The sequence below is a fragment of the Lactobacillus sp. ESL0791 genome (assembly GCF_029433255.1).
Lineage (GTDB): Bacteria > Bacillota > Bacilli > Lactobacillales > Lactobacillaceae > Lactobacillus.
Genome location: NZ_JAQTHU010000001.1, coordinates 1,673,184 through 1,695,113, shown reverse-complemented (window position 1 = coordinate 1,695,113; position 21,930 = coordinate 1,673,184). Strand labels below are relative to the sequence as shown.

The window sequence follows — 21,930 nt, the reverse complement described above, 5'->3', positions numbered from 1 at the left end:
ATTTCTTAATCTGAATTAGTCGCCTAAGTAAGCGAAAGCAACTTTTTCATCGTAAACATGCATCATTTTCCCTAAAATAAACCGGCAAGCTAGCGCAACTGCAGCTGGAATAATAAACCAGGCAATAAGTGCCAAAATCCAACTGATGCTTTGGCTGCCAGCGTTCAGTGATGCAAGCGGACCAACAATTCCGACAAGGCCGAAACCTGCTGATGCTGGCGTCCCAGAAATTCCCCAGAGGGCAACCGGAATTGCAGAAACCGTTGCGGTAATCAGAATTGGCAGCATAATAATTGGGTGCCTGAAAAGGTTCGGAATCATCATTTTCATTGCTCCCAAAGCAACAGCGATCGTTACGCCGGCCTTGTTAACCTTCCATGAGTGGACAACCAAAACGATTGTGGTAGCGGCAACGCCCATTGCGGCGGCACCGGCGGCAATTCCGTTTAGCTGAATGGCCATCCCAATTGCGACCGTTGAAACCGGGGTAACAATCAGCAGGGCGAACATCCAAGCAATTAGAATACACATAATGACTGGCTGCAGCTTAGTGAATGAAGCAATAATTGCTCCTAAGCCGGTCGTGATTTTGCTAACCCAAGGCAATAATAGAAAACCGATGTAAGCTGAACCTCCACCAACGATGATGGGACTCAATACAATTTTAACAGACCCAAAATGATTGCCAATTAGCAACGTCAAGGCAACAGCGATTGCTGCTGTGATCATTGTGTTAATCAGGTCTCCCGTCCCCGAAGAGATGAAGATACCGGGCTGCTTTGTTGCCGGATTGACTGCCAACGGATTAAATTGGGTAACACCGGAGCCGACATAAGCGCTGCCTGCGACGACAGCAATATCTAAAGCAGAAAAACCAAATTGGTAGGCAATTAACGCACCGATCAAAAGCGGTGTTGCCACTTGGTAGACCAGCAAGACATGGGTTAAGCCAACCGTAATCGGATTATTACCAAATAATTTTAAAATTGCGCTTAGCACAGCATTCGGAATCAAACCGACAATAATTCCTGTCGCCGTTCCTGATAGAATTTTATTAAAAAAGTCCTTTACTGTGATTGATTTTTTACTATTATCCATATTCACTCCCTCAATCTATAAAGATAGATACTAGTTTTCAAGGAATAATAACACTTTAGTTAGCAAAAATCTATACTAAAATTAAATTTATTTAATTTTAGTATAATATTTTTGTGGTAAAGCACTATTTGGCAAAACCAATATCATACCAAATTGGGTGTGTATTGGCTGCCCTGTCTGGGTCACGTGAGTAGTTTGTTAATTTTTTATTAACTGCTGTAATCGTGTATAGCGAATCCAGCGGCACCACATAGGCTTCATCATCCATGTATTTTTGCCATTTATGGAAAACCTTAACCCGATAATCATGATTAAAAGCTTTTTGTGAATCCATTTCGGCAATCAGCTTGGTATTTTCAGGAGTGGCATAACGTGAATAATTAGAAGCAGATTTTAAACCGTAAAGATTGGCCTGGGACGGCTCGGTTGATAAACCAAAACCTCCGATATATACATCCACTGCGGGATCGTCTTTCGTTATTTTATCGTAAAATGAATTGCTTTCCATTAGCCGGTCGCCCATTAGTTGCACGTTCAGCCCAATTTTGTGCCATTGCTGCAGGTAATTTTGAATGATCGGTTCTTGGGTAGCATTGCCGCTCATTGCTAAAAAGTTAATCTTGAGCGGCTTGCCGTTTGGCAGACAACGCCACTTGCCCTTCTTCTTGTAGCCGGCTTTGTCTAAAATTTGGTTGGCCTTATTCAGATTATATGTGTAGCCTTTGATGTTCTTGTCAAAGTAGTCGCCAAATTGCGCTGGAATTAGAGTTGGAACACGAAACTTCAGTCCCTGGGTGTAGCGCTTATCAACCTGCTCAACGTTCATCGCATAGGCCATTGCCTGACGCAGCGGCTTTCTGTTCATCTTGGCGTTTTTGTTCATCACGTTTTCGCCCAGCTTGTTGTTCCACTTACCGACTTTGAAGGCCAGGTAGTAGTAAACCAGCGGCACTTGGGCGACAAAGTTATAACTGGCAGTGTTTTTAACTTGGTTCCACTGCGTGTTCACCACGTCAATCACATCAAATTTGTGGCTCTTTAACGCTTGTGAAGCGGTATTGGTTGAAACAACCGAAATGGAAATCTTGTCCAATTTCGGCCTGCCGCGCCAGTAATATTTGTTTGGTACCCAGATAATTGATTGTCCCCGCGTGATTTTTTGTACACGGTATGGCCCAAAGAAAAGCGGGGCTTTGCGAACCTGGTCACAGGACTTTAACTTGCCAAAAGGCACACTCTTAAGGTAATGATAGGGTACGGCGGTCTCACTGTAACAGTTGCTGCCGGCATTATACATCCCGGGCATGATTTTCTTAAAGTGGAGGACAATTGACCGTCCATTTTGACCATCTGGGTATGTAATTCCGCTAATGGTCTTGGCCTGCCCGTCATGGTATTCTTTGATGCCCTCAATGTTTTCAATTTGTTCGCTGTAACGTTCGCAATTGGTCTTTTTGTTGGCAATTACTTCATAAGAATACTCTAGGTCTTTGGCGTTTACCTGGTGGCCGTCGGACCATTTGACACCATTTTTAACAGTGATTGTCACCGTCTTGTTGTTCCTGTTTATTTTCAGAGTTGCGGGACCCTTGTCATTAATTTTATAATGATTGTTATAGTAAAAAAGCGTTTCATCGCCAAACTGTGAAGCCAGGTAATCGACACTATCTTCAGAGATTTCGTCCAAAAAAATTCCCTGAAACGGAGTGTCGGTTTCAAGCGCTACCCTGATTGTTCCTCCTTGCTTGACCGGTTTGGTAGGAACAGAAGTAGGGAATTTATTGCTTGGGCTGCTATTGTTGTTCGCGGTGGTGTTCTTTTTGCCGCAGGCAGTTAATGCCAGGGCGAGCACAGGCACAAGCGTGATAAACTTTAAAATTTTGTGCTTATTCATTTTGATCACTCCTTGAATTTAGACACTGATTGCGTTAACATTTATTATTAAATTAAAATTATAATTGTAATAAATAATAGCAGGATAAGAAGTAAATTACAATATTTTTTTAAGATAAGCAAGTTGCGATAGAAAAAGGAAAATTATAACAATGAATCAAAAAATTACAAGTGTGATTAAAAAAGAAGGGTATTGCGAAATTACCTATGAAGACGGGGTGGTTGGGCGCTTATATTTAATTGCGCCTAATCTGTTCCGCTATTACGTTGATCCTTCAGGACAATATGCGGCACCGAAGCAATCGCAGCCAGATCTGCACGCCCAGATTTTGGCCCCGGAAATCGCTGCAGATGGTAGTGCAGAATTGAATAATTCTATCCTGACAGAAACAGCGACAACTTTTTGCCTTAAAGCCAGTGAATTAATGATTAATTTTGCTAAATCGGCGGGCACAATGAGTGTTGAGCGCAAGGGCGAGACCGTGCTGGCGGAAGCAAAACCGTTAACGGTTAAAAAAGACGGCAGCAGCCAGGTGCTGCTTGATGAAGCAGGAAGCAAGTATTTTGGCGGCGGCACCCAAAACGGGCGTTTCAATTTGACTGGCGAAGAAGTGCAGATTGCCAATACCAACAATTGGATCGACCAAGGGGTAACCTCACCAGCACCTTTTTACTGGTCAACTAGTGGTTACGGTGTCTTGCGTAATACTTTTGCCCGGGGAGTCTATGATTTTGCCAGCAAGCAAAATGGCCGGGTCACGACCACGCATAATGAAGAGCGCTTTGATGCGTTTTATTTCTTTGCGGATACAGCTTACGGACTGATTCATGCCTACCAACAGCTGACTGGTTTGCCGCTCCTACTGCCCCTCTATGGTTTTTATGAGGCACATTTGAATGCCTATAACCGTGATTACTGGGTAGAAACGAATGCGAATGCTGGGGGTGCAATTAGATACCCAAATGGCAAATATTACAAAGAATATCAGCCGCAAAAGCTGCCCAAGGAGTTGAAGGATAAGGCAATTAGGGAAAATTTGAACGGTGAAGGCGGAGAAGAGAATTATGAGCTTAGCGCCCGGGGGATGCTGGACCAGTATCTGCAGCAGGACCTGCCGTTAGGCTGGTTTTTGCCTAATGATGGTTATGGTGCCGGATACGGTCAAACTAAGACCCTCGCTGGCAATGTTGCTAATCTGCGAGAATTTGTGGAATATGCAAATTCCCGCGGGGTTGAGGTTGGTTTGTGGACGCAGCAAAATTTGCTGCCAGTTGATCCTGACCATCCCAAAACAAGCGACCGTGACTTTGAGCAGGAACTGCGAGCAGGTGTGATGGCTCTGAAAACTGATGTTGCTTGGGTTGGGTCTGGCTATTCTTTTGGCTTGAATGGCACGCAGACTGCTGCCGCAATGATTAAAAAAATTAAGGGGGATGCGCTACGACCTTTTATCATCACCGTTGACGGCTGGGCCGGTACTCAGAATACTGCGGCTGTTTGGACCGGCGATGAAAAGGGCGGTCAGTGGGAATATATTCGTTTCCAGATTCCGACTTATATCGGTGAAGGCTTGTCAGGGCAACCTAATGTTGCTTCAGATATGGACGGAATTTTTTACGGTGGCAATCCGGTCGTCAATACACGCGATTATCAGTGGAAGGCATTTACACCAATTCAGCTGAACATGGACGGCTGGGGCACCAATCCGAAGAATCCTTTTGCTTTTTCAAAAAACATTACGGCAATTAACCGCGCCTACCTCAAACAGAAGACCATGCTTTTACCTTATATCTACAGCATCGCGCACGAAGCGGTTGTCGCTGGTAAACCGCTGATTAGAGCAATGTTTTTGGAATATCCCGCTCTGCCTGAATGTTATACCAATCTGGTAAAGTACCAGTATTTGTGGGGCGAGAGTTTCTTAATCGCGCCCATTTACCAAAATACGCAGGCGGATCAAGCAGGCAACGATATTCGTAATGGTATTTATCTTCCAGATGAACAGCAAATTTGGTTTGATTATTATACGGGCAAGGCTTATCGGGGCGGCCAGGTGGTGAACAATTTTGCAGCACCGCTGTGGAAGCTGCCGGTGTTTGTTAAGGCGGGGGCAATTATCCCTAAGGCTGCACCGACCAATACACCGGCTGAATATGAAAAGGTCAAGCAGGAGCGTCAATTGGAAATCTATCCTGCGGGTGAAAATTGCTTTAATTGGTATGAAGATGACGATATTTCAGATAAGTACAAGCAGGGCCAATCTGCCCAGACGAAAATTAGCAGCAAGCTTGCTGGTACGGAGCTGACGGTGATAATTAATCCGACGGCTGGCACCTATGCAGGAATGACAGCAGAGCGGCCGACGGAGTTAGCAATCAAGACGGAGCAGGCACCGACCGCTGTTTCTGTAGCCATTGCTGCCAAAGATGTGGTGCTGCACGAGGCAAAAGATTTGGAAGATTTTCAAAAATCCGCCAACAGTTACTTTTGGGATAGACAATATGTAACAAATCCCTATTTGCGAGAAATGGGTGCAGACCTGGCACAGAACTTTTTACGTGTAAAAATTGCCCCTGTGGATATTAGCCAAGATAAGATTGTCCTGCGTGTTAAAGGGGTTAAACTCCAAACAGATGCGGTCAATGAGTTACCAACCAAAAAGATTGCATTGGCTGGTCCTGCAGGTTTAAGTGATAGTTTAGCGCTGACGGCCAAGCTTGCATGGGAACCGGCAGATGAAAATCTTGGTCGGGTTACCTATAATGTTAAGGTTGATGGTCTTTTATACACTGGTTTACCCGATCCGCTGCTGGTACTACATGATTTAAGACCAGCTTCGCAGCACTGGTACCAAGTACAGACTGTTACCTCTTCTGGTTATTCCGGCTGGAGTGCGAAAAAGTATTTTTAATTATAGAATGAAAAAGGAACAAGAATTAAACTTGCTCCTTTTGTTTTTAATGCAAACAATACAGCTTATCTGCCGAGGTATTTGTTAAAGTCCCCCTTAACTTCATAAGAATAGTCATGCTTTATCTTGCTTCTGGTATAAACAGAAAAGTAGCCCATGTTGTAATAGCTCTTCATGACTCTTCTTCCGTGAATTTTTCTCTGTGATAACCAAAAAGACCCAATTTCTTGATAATGATAGCTAAACTTGTTCAAATCGTAATAGGCCTTGCCATTTTGTTTGTACTGCATCACATGCAGTTTTTTAGCGCCTTTTTTATTTAAACTGCAAAGGACTTTACCATTTAATATGCATGAGTGTTTGGTAATTTTGAAATGTTGCCATTTATTGTTACCCTCATAACGGTACCAATTTCCTCTTAATTCTGTCGGCGTCGCGGAATGCCCCATATATTTAGCCTGTGCAGGTAACGGAGTTGTTATTCCGATAGCAGTTACCACTAATACTGCTATTACCGCATTTATCAATTTTTTCATTTTCATTTCTACCTCCCTATACTATTATACCTTTTACGAATAAGTAGATGCATTCTCTTTTGCTAACCAGTTCGTTTTTTTATGCAGCAGTTATTAGCAATTTTTCCCCTATGACATTTGAATGCAATTTTGTGTTTTCTATCCAATAAAAATTGCATTTAAGCGGTTTCTTTGCTAGAATTTAGGAAGTGGTATCAACCAGTAAGAGAGGAAGTGTTGCTTATGGAAAAACCACTTTATCGCAAAGTAATTTCAGATTTAGAAAATAAAATTGATTCAATGAGAGCAAATGACCAGTTGCCTAGCGAGCGCCAGCTTTTAACGGATTACGATGTTAGTCGGAATACTATTAGGCTAGCACTTAAGGACCTAGAAGACCGGGGCGTAATTTATCGTTTGCATGGTAAAGGGACTTTTGTTGCGGGCAGGTATCTTAATAAGCTGAATATTGGGGGCATGTATTCTTTTTCTGAGGATACATCTCGGTATGGGCGAACGGCGACCACGCAGAATAAGAAGCTTGAGCTGGTTGTTCCTAACCACAATATTTCCGACCAGTTAAATTTGCAAGAAGAAGACAAAACCTACCGCTTGATTCGACTGCGTCTAGCCGATGATGAGCCGATGATCTATAGCAAAACTTATTTGCCAGAAAAGCTTTTCCCTGATTTAAAAATTACTGATTTGGAAAATGATACTCTTTATAGCGTATTAAAGAAAAAATATAATCAGCGCAGTGTGATGGCTTTTGAAGATGTGCAAGCAGTCAGTCTTGACGATGAGGCAAGTGCCTCTCTTCATGAAAAAGTTGGATCACCAAGTCTGAAAATATATCGTAAGACAATTAATGATAAAAATGTTCCGGTTGAATTTACCATTTCCTTAGCACGGGGAGATAAGTTTGTTTACCGGTCACGGCAATATAATCATTTGGTTTGATTTTGAAAGGAAGTTGTAAAAATGTTTTCAAAAAATGATGATGAGTTAACAAAAATGGGTGCGGTAATTACTACGCGCGAGATTCAGCAGGAGCCGAAGTTATGGCAGCAAACTTTTAAGCTCTACCAGGAACATGAGCAGGAAATCCACGATTTTTTGACTAAAATTACTGCTAAATGGAGCAAGGTGCGAGTTGTCTTCACGGGTGCGGGCAGCAGTGCCTATGTTGGCAATACGGTTTTGCCATACCTTAAACTGCACGGCGACCGGTCGCGCTTTGACTTTGAAGCAATTGACACGACCAAGATCGTCTCAACCCCACGTGACTATCTGGAAGAAGACACACCGACCATTTTGATTTCCTATGCGCGCAGCGGAAATTCACCGGAATCGGTGGCAACGGTTGAATTGGCGAAAAAATTAGTTAAGAACTTGTATCAGATCGCGATTACTTGTGCACCGGATGCTAGGCTCGCTGATGATTTGAAAGATGATCCTAATGCCCTTGTTTTCTTGACACCAATTAAGTCGCTAGATCAGGGCTTTGCCATGACCGGCTCGTTTTCCTGTATGACGCTGGCCACCTTGTTGATCTTTGATACGCTGGCAGACGATAAGAAGGCTGCCTGTGTTGCCGCAATTGCTAAAATGGGTGAGAGCGTCATTGCTAGAGAAGATGAAATTCAAAAAATTGTCGATACCGATTTTAACCGAATTGTATATACTGGTAGCGGTTGTTTAGGGGGATTGGCTCAGGAAGCCAGATTGAAGATTCTGGAGTTAACCGCTGGTGAGGTTGCTGCCTTGTTTGACACGTCCATGGGTCTGCGTCACGGTCCTAAGTCTTTCTTGAATAGTAAGACAATTGTTTTCAATTTCGTTTCAAATGATGATTATACTAGGCAATACGATTTGGATATTCTAAATGAAATCAAGGATGATCAGATTGTGCCGCTCGTCATGGCCGTTGGACAGCCAAAAGACGGACAAAATTTTGCTGGTAAATCATTTACGTTTGCAGGTGAAGATTTGTTGCCTGATGCCTACATGGCTTTTCCAGATATTATGTTCGCCCAAACAATCGCATTGCTGACCTCAATTAAAGTTCATAATAAGCCGGATACACCGTCGCCAACTGGAACAGTTAACCGGGTCGTAAAGGGCGTTACTATTCATGAACTCAATAAGTAATTTAATGTGTTCATTTCTATATGAAACACTTGTTTAATCATAGCAGTCATCCATACCAGTTGCACATCTTCCATGTTTTAAACTGCGATGACTTGCTTATACAAAAAAGTTGCATGCTTTAAAAAAATTTATTTTTAAGCTAGACAGGCAAGCAATATATCTAACAGAGCACTTTTGTGCTCTGTTTTTTGTATAATTTTAAATTTATGGTTGACAAAAATTGGTTGGTACCTTATCATAATACCTGAAAGCGCTTCAGGGTATCAAAAATATTTTTAGATATTTCTGGTATCGGTTCCAATCTGTTAACGTTTTGTTGTAATATGGAGGAATTAATATGAACATAGTGGGTGCAAGAGTTGATCAACGTTTGGTTCACGGTCAAGTTGCTAATCTTTGGACACCGAATCTTCAAGTTGAGCGCATTATCGTTGTTGATGACGATGCCTCGAAGAGCGATATTCAAAAGAGCGGCTTGCGAATGGCGACGCCGATGACAACGAGATTGAGTGTTTTGACGGCTGATGTTGCTGCAGATCATTTGAATAATGAGCGTTATGGCAAGCAACGGCTTTTCATTGTTGCTAAACGGCCTGAACGCTTCCTTGATTTAATTGATCGAGGAGTGAAAATTGAGACTGTCAACGTTGGTAACATGCCTAAGGGAGATGATACTACTGCTTTGACCAAGCAGGTTAGTGTTAACCAGGCTGATGTTGAGGTTTTTAAGCAGCTTATTGATAAAGGTGTAAAACTTACGGTTCAGTTAACTCCACGTGATGATTCACATGATCTGATGAAACTGATAGATGAAAAGATGAAGTAGGAGGTCATAAAATGGCTTGGTGGCAAATATTATTATTAACTTTGTATGCCGGATATGAAATTCTTGATGAATTGCAAATTTATTCATCGCTGAATACACCTGTTGGTGCTGGCTTGATTGCTGGTTTAGTTATGGGTGATTTGAAAACCGGCTTATTCATTGGTGCAGGAATGCAATTGATGGTTTTAGGTGTTGGTACCTTTGGTGGTGCTTCTAAGATTGATGCGACGACCGGTACGGTTCTGGCAACAGCTTTCTCAACCAGTGTTAGGGGCATGAGTCCACAAACAGCAATTTCTTCAATTGCCGTTCCCGTTGCCGCAATCATGGTTGAACTAGACGTGTTAGCGCGTTTTGCCAACACATACTTCTCACACAGAATTGACCACTTAATTGACCAAGACAAGATTAATTATAAGGCGGTTGAACGAAACGTCCTTTATGGTGCGATTCCTTGGGCTTTGTCTCGTGCAATTCCTGTCTTTATTGCTTTAGCTTTTGGTCAAGGTTTGGTTCAAACAATTGCTAATGCCTTGAATGGTCAGTTAAGCTGGCTTGGTACCGGTTTAACCCTTGCGGGTGCTACCCTTCCAGCTGTCGGCTTTGCGATTTTGCTCAGAAACCTTCCGGTTAAAAAGCATATTGCATACTTAATTCTTGGCTTCACATTAACGACATTGTTCTCAGTATTGTTTACAAATGTTCAAACATTAGGTGTAGGCGTTGCTGCTATTAACAAGACTTTTGTAGGTGGCTTTAATGGCTTATCAATGCTGGCAATGGCTCTGATTGGCCTTGCGCTTGCAATTCTACACTACAAGAATTTGCCTGCTTCTAAACCAGCAGCGGAGACTGCAACTAGTCAAAAAGTATCAAGTGTTGATGATGGAGGAGAGATTACTGATGACGAACTCTAAACCAAATTATAAATTAACTGATGATGACTTTAGACAGATTAATAGAAGATCCTTGTTTGGTTATCAGTTAGGATGGAACTATGAAAGAATGCAGAATAGTGGCTATTTGTACACGATTCTGCCACAATTGCGGAAAATTTATGGCGATGATACACCTGAATTAAAGCAAATGATGAAGACACACATGCAGTTCTTCAATACTTCCAACTTCTTCAACACAATTGTTACTGGTATTGACCTAGCAATTGAGGAAAATGAAGGTGTTGAAGGAAAAGATGCGGTTGAAAGTATCAAGGTTGGTTTGATGGGGCCGTTTGCCGCTATTGGTGACTCAATCTTTGCTTCTTTAATTCCAGCGATCTTTGGTGCTTTGGCAGCCTCAATGGCTCATGATGGTAGTCCGGTTGGTGTCTTGATTTGGATCGCAGCCAGTTTACTAATCTGTGTCTTTCGTTGGAAGCAATTACGTTTTGCTTATAAGCAAGGTACATCTTTGGTTACGGATATGCGTGACCAAATGAATGCTATAACTGATTCAGCAACCGTTCTAGGTGTGTTTATGGTTGGTGCTCTGGTAGCAACCATGATTAACATTAAATTCAGCTGGGTGCCAAAAATCGGTAGTGTTACAATGAATATTCAAAATAATCTTGATATGATTCTTCCAAAACTATTACCTGCTTTAGTTGTTGGCTTTGTCTACTGGCTTCTAGGCAAGAAGAAGATGACTTCGACCAAAGCTATCTTAATCGTAATCGTTCTATGTGTAATTTGCGGTGGTTTAGGTATCATATCTAAGGCCTAATTGCTTAAGACTAAATTTATTATTCTCTTAAATTTGATGGAAACTAGGTAAACATTTATGGCAGAAAAGGAATTAATTTTAATTAGTCATGGCAATATGGCAGAAGGCGTTAAGGCAAGTGCAGAACTCATCATGGGCGAGCAAGAACACATTCATACTGTATGTTTGTTGCCGGAAGACAGTCCTGAAGATTTTCAGGCAAAGTTTGAAAAAGCGATAGCTGATTACGTGCTCGAAGATGTAACTGTTTTTGCTGACCTGATGGGTGGCACGCCTGCTAACACGGTCAGCCGTATGATAATGGGTGGTCAAAATATTCATTTGCTTTCCGGCATGAATCTGCCGATGGTTATTGAATGGCTCAACAGTCAAATGAGTGGAGCAGAATCTGATTATATTACGGCTGCGAAGGCAGGAATAGTTGATATCAATCAGATGCTGGGTAATATGAAAAAATAACAAGCGTTTTTCAAAATAAGAAAGATTCTGGAGTAATTCTAGAATCTTTTTTTGTGCAGATTTTTGTAAAAAGTTTGAAAAAGTGCTTGTTCTGGGATTAGTTTCATAATTTATAATGCAATATGGCCACTTGTTTACCTTTTAATACTAATGCGGTTTGATTTTTAGACCTTTAGTTGGCGAATTTTTTCCTTATTGGAAATAAACTATTCATGAATAAAAAAAGTATTGACAAAAATTATTTTCTGGTTTAATATACTTATTGTAGGCGCTTACGTAAGGAGTTATAAGTATTAGAATAAAATTTAATCTATTTATATTTAGGTGATTATCTTGATGATTTCACAGGTGTTAAACAATAATGTTCTACTTGTGGAGGATGGAAAAAATCAAGAGCAAATAATTTGGGGTAGAGGAATTGGTTTTAAAGCTCACAGCGGACAGAATTATGATCCGCAGCCAAGTGATAAAGTTTTTTCGTCTATGCCCCAAACTGATGATAAATGGATTAGTTCATTTAAACAATTATCTGATAAAATACCACGAGAATATTTTGAACTGACAGATAAAATAATCCAGCTTGCAAGAAAAGAAATTGATTCAGATTTTGATGAACATTTGTTGCTGCCGTTAACTGATCATATTTATTTTGCTGTTGAACGGATCAAGCAGGGATTAAATTTATTTAATCCAATGTTATTTGATTTAAAACGCTTTTTTACTAAAGAATATGGCGTTGGGAAGCAAGCTCAAAAAATGATTGAGCAGCTTTCGGGCGTTAAAGTATCGGATGATGAAGCTGGCTTTATAGCAATGCACTTGGTTGAGCACGAGATGAAGCGCTCGAATGGTCAGATAAAAAATTTCTCTAATATTATGAATATTTTTACCGATATAACTAATATTATTGAATCTGTTTTTGGTCGCAAATTTTCTGAGAACGATGTTTCTCTGACTAGATTGATGACACATTTGTATTATTTGATCTTACGTTCTAACACGAAAGAAAAATATTCTGGTTTATCTTCAGATAGTGCTCTATTAAAAGATATAATGAGTCAGCATCAAAAAGCTGGAATTTGCTTGAAACAGATTACGAAGTATCTGGAGCAAAAAATTGATTACCATTTTAATGATTCAGATCGTCTTTATCTTTTAATACACATCATCCATATAGCTGAATAAGGGCTTGTAACATTGAGTTGGCAACACCCAGAAATTGTACCGAATACATTAACTTGTATTTAGATATGATTTTTGGGTGTTTTTTATATATTTTAAGGAGCAGGTAAGCATGATAAACAATATTTATGCGAGTGTTAATAAAGTTGAAAAAAATTTATATTGCTTAAAAGAAGTAGATTCCATTAATCGTTATCTAATTATCGGTAAAAAGTATGCATTACTTTTTGACTGTGGATACGGGTACATTGATTTTACCAGTCAGATTAAAGAGATAACGAATTTACCATTGATTGTGGTTAATAGTCATGGTGATCCAGACCATGCGCTTGGAAGCTATCTGTTTGAGCATGTTTATATCCATATTGCAGACTATAACAGTCTTTTAGCTATTGATAATGACAGTGCCATGAAGAAAATGACTATTGATTATAGATTAAAAAAGCTGCCTGGATTAAAAGAAAAAATGTCGATTGAGTCATATATCAAACCTAACTTATCTAAGACTGAATTTTCCTTTGTTAAAGATGGGGATTCATTTGATTTAGGGTGCTTGCACGCACACATCATTCATATTCCAGGACATACACCAGGCTCAATTGCTTTGTATATACCTGAAAATGGGTGGCTATTTACAGGTGATAGCGTAGATTATCATAATATTTTTTATCAAACTGGGTTAGGGCACCATGCACCGTTAAAAACATATGTATCATCCATGAAAAAGTTGAATGAACTTAAAGATAAGTTTTCATGTATATACCCGGCACATGGGCAATATCCTATTCCTACAGATGCTATTACAGAAATGATTGAGGGAGTTTACGATTTACTCAAAAATTATAAAAATGATAAATTGGAACCTTCAATGGGCGGCATGGCATATGCCCATCATTATAAGCATTTTTATCTTTTATACCAAAAGGACGTACTTAACGAAGCTCTTTTACATGGTATTGAGGACAAAAAATGATGCAAAATTTGAAATTTCCAAATAATTTTCTTTGGGGCGGTGCAACTGCTGCTTTTCAAATCGAAGGTGCGTGGAATGAAGGCGGTAAAGGTGTTACTACCTTAGATATGCTGGACCACGGTGGAAGAAATATTAAAAAGAATGTGCTGAATGAAATTCCTAAATTTTCTTTATACCACACTGCGATTGATTTCTATCATACATATCCAGATGATATAAAGTTGCTTTCAGAATTAGGAGTGAAAGCTCTTAGGATATCTATTAGTTGGGCCAGAATCTTTCCCAATGGAGATGATTCTGAGCCTAACGAGACCGGACTAGCATTTTATGACAAAGTCTTAGATGAACTGCTTAAGTATAATATTCAACCCGTTGTGACAATCAATCATTTTGACTTACCGATTAATCTTTCTATCAAATATGGTGGTTGGAAAAACAAAAAATTAATTAACTTATATCGAAAATATGCCCAAACAATTTTTTTACGCTACCGAAACAAAGTAAAATATTGGCTCACGTTTAACGAAATAAACATTTCACTAAAAAGTCCGTATATCGGAGCGGGAGTTTTACTCAATGAAAATGATGATAAGGAAAAGGTCATTTTTCAAGCATTACACAATCAATTTGTTGCTAGTGCGTTTGCGGTGGCTGATGGACATAAAATAAATCCTGATTTCAAAATTGGCATGATGCTTGCAGGTCAAATAACATACCCATATTCTGCTAATCCTGATGATAGTTTGAAGGCATATCAAGAAGATGAATTGTCATTTCTCTGCTCTGATGTTCAGGTAAAGGGAAAATATCCTAAATGGGTCTTAAACTATTGGGAAAAGAATAATATTCACATTGATACAACAGCCGATGAACTAAAAATTATTGCTGATAATAAAGTTGATTTTATTGGCATTAGTTATTATTCAAGTAAATGCACGAGTGTAGATGATAAGTTAAAAAAAGAATATGTAAAAGGGAATATTTTTGATACTTTAAAAAATCCATATCTGAAACAAACAGAATGGGGATGGCAGGAAGATCCAGTTGGGTTACGTTTACTGCTTAATCGCTTGTGGAACAGGTATAATTTACCAATTTTTATCGTAGAAAATGGATTAGGTGCAAAAGATACGGTTACATCCAGCAATAAAATAAATGACCAGTATAGAATAGAATATTTAAATCAACATATAAATGCAGTAGCTCAAGCAATTAATGATGGTATTGAAATAATAGGCTATTTGATTTGGGGAATTATTGATTTAGTTAGTGCTTCTGAAGGCCAAATGTCCAAACGCTATGGCGTAATTTATGTAGATATAGATGACAATGGATGTGGGAGCGGAAAAAGACTTAAAAAAGAAAGCTTTTATTGGTTTAAGAAGACTATTGAAAATAATGGAAATTAATTTTAAAGAGGAATGATTTATATGAATAAATATGATTCAGATGCAAAAAAAATAATTGCAAGTGTTGGTGGATCGCAAAATATTGATGATGTGTTTCATTGTATGACACGAGTTCGCTTCAATTTGCGGGATCAATCATTAGTAAATGAGCAAGCTATTTCCGATTTACCTATAGTAAAAGGGATTGCTAAGTCTGGCGAACAATTTCAAATTGTTATTGGTGGTGAAGTTGATAATATATGTACAGCAATAAAAAATAATTTAAATAAAAATGATTTAAATAGTGAAAAGATTACAAATAGCAGCAAAGTTACAAAAGCTAAAAATAAAGATAGATGGTACAAACGTTTGCTGGATATTCTTTCTGGAACCATGATTCCTTTGATTGGAGTAATTATTGGGGCCGGAATGGTATTAGCAATAATTACATTGTTAGAAACGTTTGGGATTGTTTCTAAAACTTCTGGGACTTATCAATTTTTCTATGCTTTAGGTAACGTGGCTCTCTACTTTATGCCGGTTTTTGTTGGTTATACTAGTGCTAAACAATTTCATGCCGATCCTTTTATGGGACTGTTGCTAGGAGCAGCATTAATTTATCCAGATATCACTAAATTGATTATGTCTCATGCAGGACTATCTATTTTTGGAATAAAGATTGCAGCATTTTCTTATTCTGGAACGGTTCTTCCTGTTATTCTCGCAACTTGGTTTATGAGTTACGTTGAGCGGTTTGCTAAGAAAATTTGTCCTAAAATTATTGCATCGTTTGGTGTGCCATTAATTATAATTTTAATTACGGTGCCGGTTACTTATTTAGTGATTGGACCTATTGGTGGAGTGTTAACATCAGTAATAAATGTTAGTGTAGTATGGTTATCAAAACATGCGGGATTTTTAGCTATCGGATTGATTGCCGCACTAATGCCGTTTTTAGTAATGTCAGGATTACACATGAGTCTAATCCCAATTGGGCTTGCAATCCTTGCATCCTCAGGTTACGATCCCATTGTTACACCTGCATTTATGGTTTATAACATGGCAATGGCAGGTGCCTGCTTGTCTCAAGCAATTTTTTCTCATGATTCTGGTAAAAAGCAATTGGGCTACTCTAGCTGTGTTTCTGCGCTTTTAGGCATTACTGAACCTGGTCTTTTTGGGGTAGTAGTTCCTGCCAAAACACCATTGATTGCCACAAGTGTATCCTGTGCTATAGCAGGAATTATAGCAGGATTTATTAAATATTTGGTATATGTTCCAATGTCACAATCACTGCTCTCAATTCCTGCCGCTATGAATACTACTAATGCAATTAAGGCTGTAGCCGTTATAATTATTTCATTTACTATTAGTTTTGTAGTTAATTATTTCTTTAGTAGAAATAGCAAAGATAGGAAATAGTTAATGGAGAATAGATTATGTTTAAATTGTTTAAAAAGCAGTCGAAGTTCGAAAAGCTTGTTTCGCCAGTTAGGGGCAGATTAATTCCAATTACTGATGTTTCCGATCAAATGTTTGCTGGCAAAGTTATGGGGGACGGCTTTGCCATTGTTCCCAATGATGATCAAATTTATTCCCCTGTAAGCGGAGAAATTAAGTCAATCTTTAAGACTAAACATGCGATAACGATTGAAACAACTGCCGGTTTAGAAGTGCTGCTGCATTTTGGGGTTGATACCGTTGAATTAAAGGGTGCCCCCTTCAAACTAGCTGTTGAGGAGGGACAAAAAATTGAACCGGATACTTTTATTGGCACTATGGACAGGGCAATGGTCATTGCCAATAAAAAATCGACGGAGATAATTGTAGTTTTTACAAATATGGATAAAATTAAAGAACTGCCGCTAATTGAACCTCAAGAAATTAAGCATGGCACAGAAATTGGCAATATTCAGTTAAATTAGGATTATTAGGCAAAAATAAAGATAAAAAAAGATGATAGAGGTTTATTTCTCCATCATCTTTTTTTGTGTGCATGTCATGAATAATAACTAGACGGTACTATTCATTGGCAGATTTAAAAAATCAGCTGAATAGTTTCGAGGGGCTTAATTTCTTCGTCAATCGTGGCTATGCCGTCCTTGACATGAAGTTTTACCTTTTTACTTTCGTAATTATTGCCTTTTAGGCGCAGCAGCTTGGCTTTATCTTGAGGTAAATCTTTTGCCAGGTGCCAGCGAATCTTGCTGTAGCCGTCAAGAGTAAAATTAGCCAGCCAGGCGCTCTTGCCGTCAGCCTGCACCATTAATTTCGTGTTCGGCATGTCCAGCAGATAATCGACCTTGCTAATGCTGTCCAGCATCTGTTTCAGAAGGCCAGCTTTGTAGCTGGTGAACTGTGATTCCCAGCCGTGTTTTGGGTCTTGATCCATCGGCAGGACGATGATGTGCTGGTCAATCACAGCCATCATGTTACCCAGACGCTGATCAAGGGAATTATAGGCACTGGACCAAATTGTTACATCACTGCCCTTTTCATAGTCGATTTGAAGATAGTTGCCAGTGTGTTGCAGCATTGTGATGCGCGGGTTAGTCATACCGTCAACTGAGTGGCCATCGGCCTGCTCAAATGACTGGTAGGCGCTGCGGCAGGGATGCCATTCGGCATGTTTAATGTGCAGTAAGCTTTTAAGTCCTCGATCGAGTAAGACGTTGATGCTCTCACCATCCAGCAGAACAGTATTATTTTGCAATAAAGATGTAATTTCTTCATTAGTAAAATTGCGCAGGAGCTGTCCCGAAATTGCCACTGTTTGCTGGTTTAATTGCAGATCGTCAGTGACCGGTAAAATTTCTGTAGCAAAGCCGAAGCTGCCAAGCAGGCTGGCCCAGTTTTTTTCGTGCGGCAGCAGTTCTTCGATTGCTTTGCCCGAACTGGTCTGCAGGGTAAAGGAAGAGTCTTGGTCAACCAAAATTTTAATTCCGCGCAAATGCTTGATTGGCAGCCGCTTGTCTGTAAGTTGAGAGATAAACGGTTTAATTTCTGCCAAACATTCGGCATAATGCCAATCATCATTAATGCCGTTACCCATCATGTCGAACAGATTTAGCAGGATTCCTTTGCTACCGATTAACGCGCTGGTGATAATTTGAAATTTGGTAAAAGCAACGGATTTCACCAGTGGCGAATACATGTAACTTTCGAGTTCGGGATATAGCTCAGCATCTTCTCCCAAGTAAGCTGCGGTGATGCGGCTGTATTCTTCAAACGCGCGTCCGTAAGCAAGCGGCGCCACTTCGTTATAAGCCGGTAAATGCGGCCGCGCCACTTTGGGATGATTTTTACCGGCTTGAGCGGCAAAGAGTTTGTCCCAGTCACGCCCCTCAAGTGCATGCCAGTCGGGATAAGAGGTCATTTGTGCCAGATCGGTTTCGGGGCTAACTTGGTGGACTGCCTGTTCAATTAAATGTTCGTTTTCGATCATTTCTTTGCGGGCCTGTTCCAAGTATATTTTGCGTTCCGGTGTCGGCCTACCCGGCTTGAGCATTTGGTTAACAAATGCGGCGCGCGTTTCGTCCTTGCCTAATTTTTCTAGGTACAGCTTCATGTGATAGTCACAAAAGCACATTAGTTTGCGTGGTGTGTGGTTGTAGTGGCGAAAATCGTCCTCCAGCCATAAGCGCCGGGGATGGATGCTGGCGTATTGGGCATAACGGGCAGCAATATATTTGCGCCAAGTTGGGTCGGCAGGGCAGGCCATGTCTTGCGCCTTGTTGCCGTCGATGTCAACAAAGGTGCGAAAGCCAATCTTGGGATTAACTTGGTAGCCGCGGTCTGAATGCATAATTGTTGTCCACGGGTTCAGGCTGGTTGTGACGCCTAGTCCGCTTAATTTTTCCTGCAAGGGTGCGATGGCATCCAGCCAGACCTGTGTTTCTTCTTTAGTTAAGTGGCTGTGATTCAGCTCCTCGCCATTGATAAAAAATGCCACATCATCAATTTGGGCTCTTTTAACAAAAGCAAACAATTTTTGGTCTTTTTCTGCAGTGTTGGTCCTGGGATCCAGCATGTAGCGCAGTGTATAAGTAAAGCTCATTTAAGTTCTCCTCGTATTATATTGATAACCAAAGTTTAACATGTTTGTCGCAAAACTTTGGCATTAAGAGCCTTATTTTATGGTAGAGTAAATAATTATAATGTCCTTTAAAGTAATTTGATACATAAAGGTAAAGTTTTTATAAGATCGACAGCACAGATGATTTTATTTAGTATCAAACATATTCAAACATTGACAAACATAAAAGAACATGTATACTAAAGGAGAACTAAGTTAGCTGTTTAACCCAATTGAAAAAGTAGGTAACTATGCTAAAAAGTGAAAGATTAAAAGAAATTTTACAGGCAGTAAGCACGCAAAAGTTCGTTACTGTTGATGAACTGGCCAAGGTGCTAGACGTGTCCAACATGACAATCAGGCGTGATCTGAACGAACTGGCGAAATCCGATAAAATTTTGCGGGTTCACGGCGGGGCTCAGCTAATTTCTGATCAGAGTAAGACGGAAAAGAGCTATAAGCAGAAGCGTGAGATTCACGGTAAGGAAAAGATTGAGATCGCAAAACGGGCTTGTAATTTAATTCAAGAAAATGAGTCGATTTATGTTGGACCGGGGACAACCCTGGAATTAATGGTTGCTAACCTCAAACTTAAGCATTTGCGGATTGTTACGAATTCTTTGCCGGTTTTTGAAGCGGCTAGAAATAACATGAATGATTATGACTTGATCATGATTGGCGGCTCCTACCGCAGGATCAGTGGTGCTTTTTTAGGTGCATTAGCGAATGCAGAATTAAAAACAATGTCGTTTTCCATTGGTTTTGTCGGCGTTAACGGCATCAAAAATAATGCTCTGACAACAGCTAACTTAGAAGAAGGGCAAACAGAAGGTATTGGACTGGATCATTCACAGATGAAGTTTGTGGTGGCTGACAATTCTAAATTGAATCACAGCGATTTTCATCAATTTTACGATTTGAATGATGTGGATGGGTTGATTACCAATCGCGGCATCGATCCAGAAGTGGAAAAACATTACAGTCAATACACAACTGTTTACAAGTAGTTGTTTATTGGAAGGTGATTTGGATTATGAAAGTTGTTATCGGCAGTGATCGGGACGGCTTTGCTTTAAAGGAAAAAGTTAAGCAGTACCTTGAAAAACACGATTATGATGTATTAGATGTTACTCCGGAGCCGGCAGAAGACTTTGTCGAATCAAGCTTAAAAGTAACGCATGAAGTGATTGACAACGGCATCAAAAAGGCAATTATGTTTGACGAATACGGTGTTGGCTCTGCAATGGCTTCAAATAAGGTGAAAGGTATGGTAACCGCTAATGTCAATGAAGAAAGAACGGCACACATGACGGCGATGCATAACGGTGCCAAGGCAATTGCTTTAGGCAGCGGGATTGTCGGTGAAAAACTGGCTGAGAATATTGTGCAGCACTATCTTGATACTGATTATGCGGGCGGCCGGCACCAGATTCGGCTTAACATGCTTGAAGAAATGATTTAAGGAGGCATTCTAGATGTTTGATAATGATCGACCACAACCAGAATATGTTGATCCAAAAATTAATAAGCACACAGTAGTTGCTTTGGGCAATGACCACATTGTTACCGCGGTTAAGGTGCTGATTTCTGACCATTTAAAGGCTGAAGGCTACCAAGTAATTGATGAAGGAACGCATGACAATACGAGGACGCATTACCCAATGTATGGTAAGCGTGTGGCTGAAGATGTTGCTGACGGCCGCGCCAATGTCGGTATCGTTCTTTGTGGTACCGGTATTGGGATTTCGACTGCCGCTGATAAAAATGAGGGCATTCGGGCTGCAATGGTTGGCGATGTTACGCAAGCCGAGTATGCTAAAAGAGAATTGAATGCCAATATTTTAGGCTTTGGCGGGATCGTTTTAGGCCGCGACTTTATTTTCGATATTGTCGATTCGTTCCTTAATGCCAAATATCAACCAACGGATGAAAGTGAAAAGTTGATTGATAAAATTGACCAGATTGCTAAGCCAAACCCAGATCAAAAGGATAATATTCATTTCTTTGATGAAGAAAACAAGAAATGGGCCGATGGTGTTTATCACGATTAGCTAGGGTAACTGCACTAAAATAAATATGCTTATGCCATAATTATCTTAAAAAAGATAATTATGGTTTTTTATGCAAAAAGACTTGAAATATTGAAAAAGCTTACATATAATATTAATTAGCAAGCGAACATAATCAAACATAATAAAACAAAAACGAAAGCTTGCTAATTTAGAGAGAAGGTGCACAGATGGTCGATGATAAGAATAGTTTGTTTAACCCAGATGCAGTTTTTGTCAGTAATGCCAAAAATGTGAGTGAGTTCTTTCAAGAAGTTTCTGAAAAACTGCTTGCAGAGAAGCTTGTCAAAGGTAATTTTTTAGAAGAAATCACTAAACGAGAAGAAAAATACCCAACAGGGCTTGATACTTCCCCAATTGCGCAGGAGTTGCCCAACATTGCGGTTCCGCACACAGAGGGTGAATTTGTGAATACACGGCTGATTGTTCCGGTGGCATTATTAAACTCGATTCAGTTTAAAAATATGATTATTCCAGATGAAAATTTGACGGTAAAGTTTGTATTTATGATTTTGAATAATGATCCAACGGGACAAGCTAATATATTAGCGCAAATTATGGACTTTCTTCGACTTACACCGGTTTCGAAGTTGCAATGGTTGTTTAATCGCACATCAGAAAAGGAAATTTATCAATTCATGTGTGAGAATTTTGAAAAAATGTAGGA

At 39.9% G+C, this 21,930-nt stretch carries 20 protein-coding genes; 16 read left to right on the top strand and 4 right to left on the bottom strand.

Features of this window, described 5'->3' with window-relative positions; genetic code table 11:
• Positions 1 to 15 precede the first annotated feature (15 nt).
• Positions 16 to 1,098 (bottom strand): PTS sugar transporter subunit IIC, encoded by a 1,083-nt coding sequence (locus PT285_RS08180; protein ID WP_277149532.1) that lies wholly within the window; start codon positions 1,096 to 1,098, stop codon positions 16 to 18.
• Positions 1,099 to 1,222: 124 nt separating this feature from the next.
• Complete coding sequence (locus tag PT285_RS08175; RefSeq protein ID WP_277149530.1) at positions 1,223 to 2,992, bottom strand: oligopeptide ABC transporter substrate-binding protein; 1,770 nt, start codon at positions 2,990 to 2,992, stop codon at positions 1,223 to 1,225.
• Positions 2,993 to 3,143: 151 nt separating this feature from the next.
• Between PT285_RS08175 and PT285_RS08170 the strand changes: the two genes are divergently transcribed.
• Positions 3,144 to 5,903, top strand: a complete 2,760-nt coding sequence (locus PT285_RS08170) for a TIM-barrel domain-containing protein (RefSeq protein ID WP_277149528.1) — start codon at positions 3,144 to 3,146, stop codon at positions 5,901 to 5,903.
• 65 nt (positions 5,904 to 5,968) lie between these two features.
• Here the strand turns inward: PT285_RS08170 and PT285_RS08165 are convergent, their stop codons facing one another.
• Positions 5,969 to 6,439 carry a hypothetical protein gene (locus tag PT285_RS08165; protein WP_277149526.1) on the bottom strand — a complete coding sequence of 157 codons (471 nt, stop codon included), beginning with the start codon at positions 6,437 to 6,439 and terminating at the stop codon, positions 5,969 to 5,971.
• A 222-nt stretch (positions 6,440 to 6,661) separates the two neighbouring features.
• Between PT285_RS08165 and PT285_RS08160 the strand changes: the two genes are divergently transcribed.
• The 11 genes from PT285_RS08160 (at position 6,662) to PT285_RS08110 (ending at position 17,044) form a co-directional block, all read left to right on the top strand.
• Entirely contained in the window at positions 6,662 to 7,378 is a 717-nt protein-coding gene (locus tag PT285_RS08160; RefSeq protein WP_277149524.1) for a GntR family transcriptional regulator, read from the top strand.
• A 21-nt stretch (positions 7,379 to 7,399) separates the two neighbouring features.
• Positions 7,400 to 8,569: an SIS domain-containing protein gene (locus PT285_RS08155; RefSeq protein ID WP_277149522.1), complete on the top strand. Its 1,170-nt coding sequence runs from the start codon at positions 7,400 to 7,402 to the stop codon at positions 8,567 to 8,569.
• A 337-nt stretch (positions 8,570 to 8,906) separates the two neighbouring features.
• Complete coding sequence (locus tag PT285_RS08150) at positions 8,907 to 9,395, top strand: PTS sugar transporter subunit IIB (RefSeq protein ID WP_277149521.1); 489 nt, start codon at positions 8,907 to 8,909, stop codon at positions 9,393 to 9,395.
• A gap of 11 nt (positions 9,396 to 9,406) precedes the next feature.
• Positions 9,407 to 10,312, top strand: a complete 906-nt coding sequence (locus PT285_RS08145; protein ID WP_277149519.1) for a PTS sugar transporter subunit IIC — start codon at positions 9,407 to 9,409, stop codon at positions 10,310 to 10,312.
• Positions 10,299 to 11,117: a PTS system mannose/fructose/sorbose family transporter subunit IID gene (locus PT285_RS08140; protein WP_277149517.1), complete on the top strand. Its 819-nt coding sequence runs from the start codon at positions 10,299 to 10,301 to the stop codon at positions 11,115 to 11,117. The genes PT285_RS08145 and PT285_RS08140 overlap by 14 nt, the downstream gene beginning before the upstream one ends.
• Before the next feature lie 57 nt (positions 11,118 to 11,174).
• Positions 11,175 to 11,576 (top strand): PTS sugar transporter subunit IIA, encoded by a 402-nt coding sequence (locus PT285_RS08135; protein ID WP_277149515.1) that lies wholly within the window; start codon positions 11,175 to 11,177, stop codon positions 11,574 to 11,576.
• A 336-nt stretch (positions 11,577 to 11,912) separates the two neighbouring features.
• On the top strand, positions 11,913 to 12,761 hold the full coding sequence (locus PT285_RS08130) for a PRD domain-containing protein (protein WP_277150663.1): 849 nt from the start codon (positions 11,913 to 11,915) through the stop codon (positions 12,759 to 12,761).
• Between the two features lie 109 nt (positions 12,762 to 12,870).
• Positions 12,871 to 13,731 (top strand): MBL fold metallo-hydrolase, encoded by an 861-nt coding sequence (locus tag PT285_RS08125; protein WP_277149513.1) that lies wholly within the window; start codon positions 12,871 to 12,873, stop codon positions 13,729 to 13,731.
• The gene (locus PT285_RS08120) at positions 13,728 to 15,140 is read left to right on the top strand and encodes a glycoside hydrolase family 1 protein (protein ID WP_277149511.1); all 1,413 of its coding nucleotides are present in this window, start codon (positions 13,728 to 13,730) and stop codon (positions 15,138 to 15,140) included. The genes PT285_RS08125 and PT285_RS08120 overlap by 4 nt, the downstream gene beginning before the upstream one ends.
• Positions 15,141 to 15,161: 21 nt before the next feature.
• Positions 15,162 to 16,541, top strand: coding sequence for a PTS transporter subunit EIIC (locus PT285_RS08115; protein WP_277149509.1), 1,380 nt, complete (start codon positions 15,162 to 15,164; stop codon positions 16,539 to 16,541).
• A gap of 17 nt (positions 16,542 to 16,558) precedes the next feature.
• On the top strand, positions 16,559 to 17,044 hold the full coding sequence (locus PT285_RS08110; protein ID WP_277149508.1) for a PTS glucose transporter subunit IIA: 486 nt from the start codon (positions 16,559 to 16,561) through the stop codon (positions 17,042 to 17,044).
• Between the two features lie 113 nt (positions 17,045 to 17,157).
• Here the strand turns inward: PT285_RS08110 and PT285_RS08105 are convergent, their stop codons facing one another.
• Positions 17,158 to 19,176, bottom strand: coding sequence for a hypothetical protein (locus PT285_RS08105; RefSeq protein WP_277149506.1), 2,019 nt, complete (start codon positions 19,174 to 19,176; stop codon positions 17,158 to 17,160).
• 269 nt (positions 19,177 to 19,445) lie between these two features.
• Between PT285_RS08105 and PT285_RS08100 the strand changes: the two genes are divergently transcribed.
• The 4 genes from PT285_RS08100 to PT285_RS08085 all read left to right on the top strand — a co-directional run bounded on the left by PT285_RS08100 (position 19,446) and on the right by PT285_RS08085 (position 21,928).
• The gene (locus PT285_RS08100; protein WP_277149504.1) at positions 19,446 to 20,201 is read left to right on the top strand and encodes a DeoR/GlpR family DNA-binding transcription regulator; all 756 of its coding nucleotides are present in this window, start codon (positions 19,446 to 19,448) and stop codon (positions 20,199 to 20,201) included.
• Positions 20,202 to 20,227: 26 nt separating this feature from the next.
• Complete coding sequence (gene lacA, locus PT285_RS08095) at positions 20,228 to 20,656, top strand: galactose-6-phosphate isomerase subunit LacA (protein WP_277149502.1); 429 nt, start codon at positions 20,228 to 20,230, stop codon at positions 20,654 to 20,656.
• Positions 20,657 to 20,669: 13 nt separating this feature from the next.
• Positions 20,670 to 21,245, top strand: coding sequence for a galactose-6-phosphate isomerase subunit LacB (gene lacB, locus PT285_RS08090; protein ID WP_277149500.1), 576 nt, complete (start codon positions 20,670 to 20,672; stop codon positions 21,243 to 21,245).
• A 188-nt stretch (positions 21,246 to 21,433) separates the two neighbouring features.
• Complete coding sequence (locus PT285_RS08085; RefSeq protein WP_277149498.1) at positions 21,434 to 21,928, top strand: PTS sugar transporter subunit IIA; 495 nt, start codon at positions 21,434 to 21,436, stop codon at positions 21,926 to 21,928.
• The last annotated feature ends 2 nt before the right edge of the window (positions 21,929 to 21,930 follow it).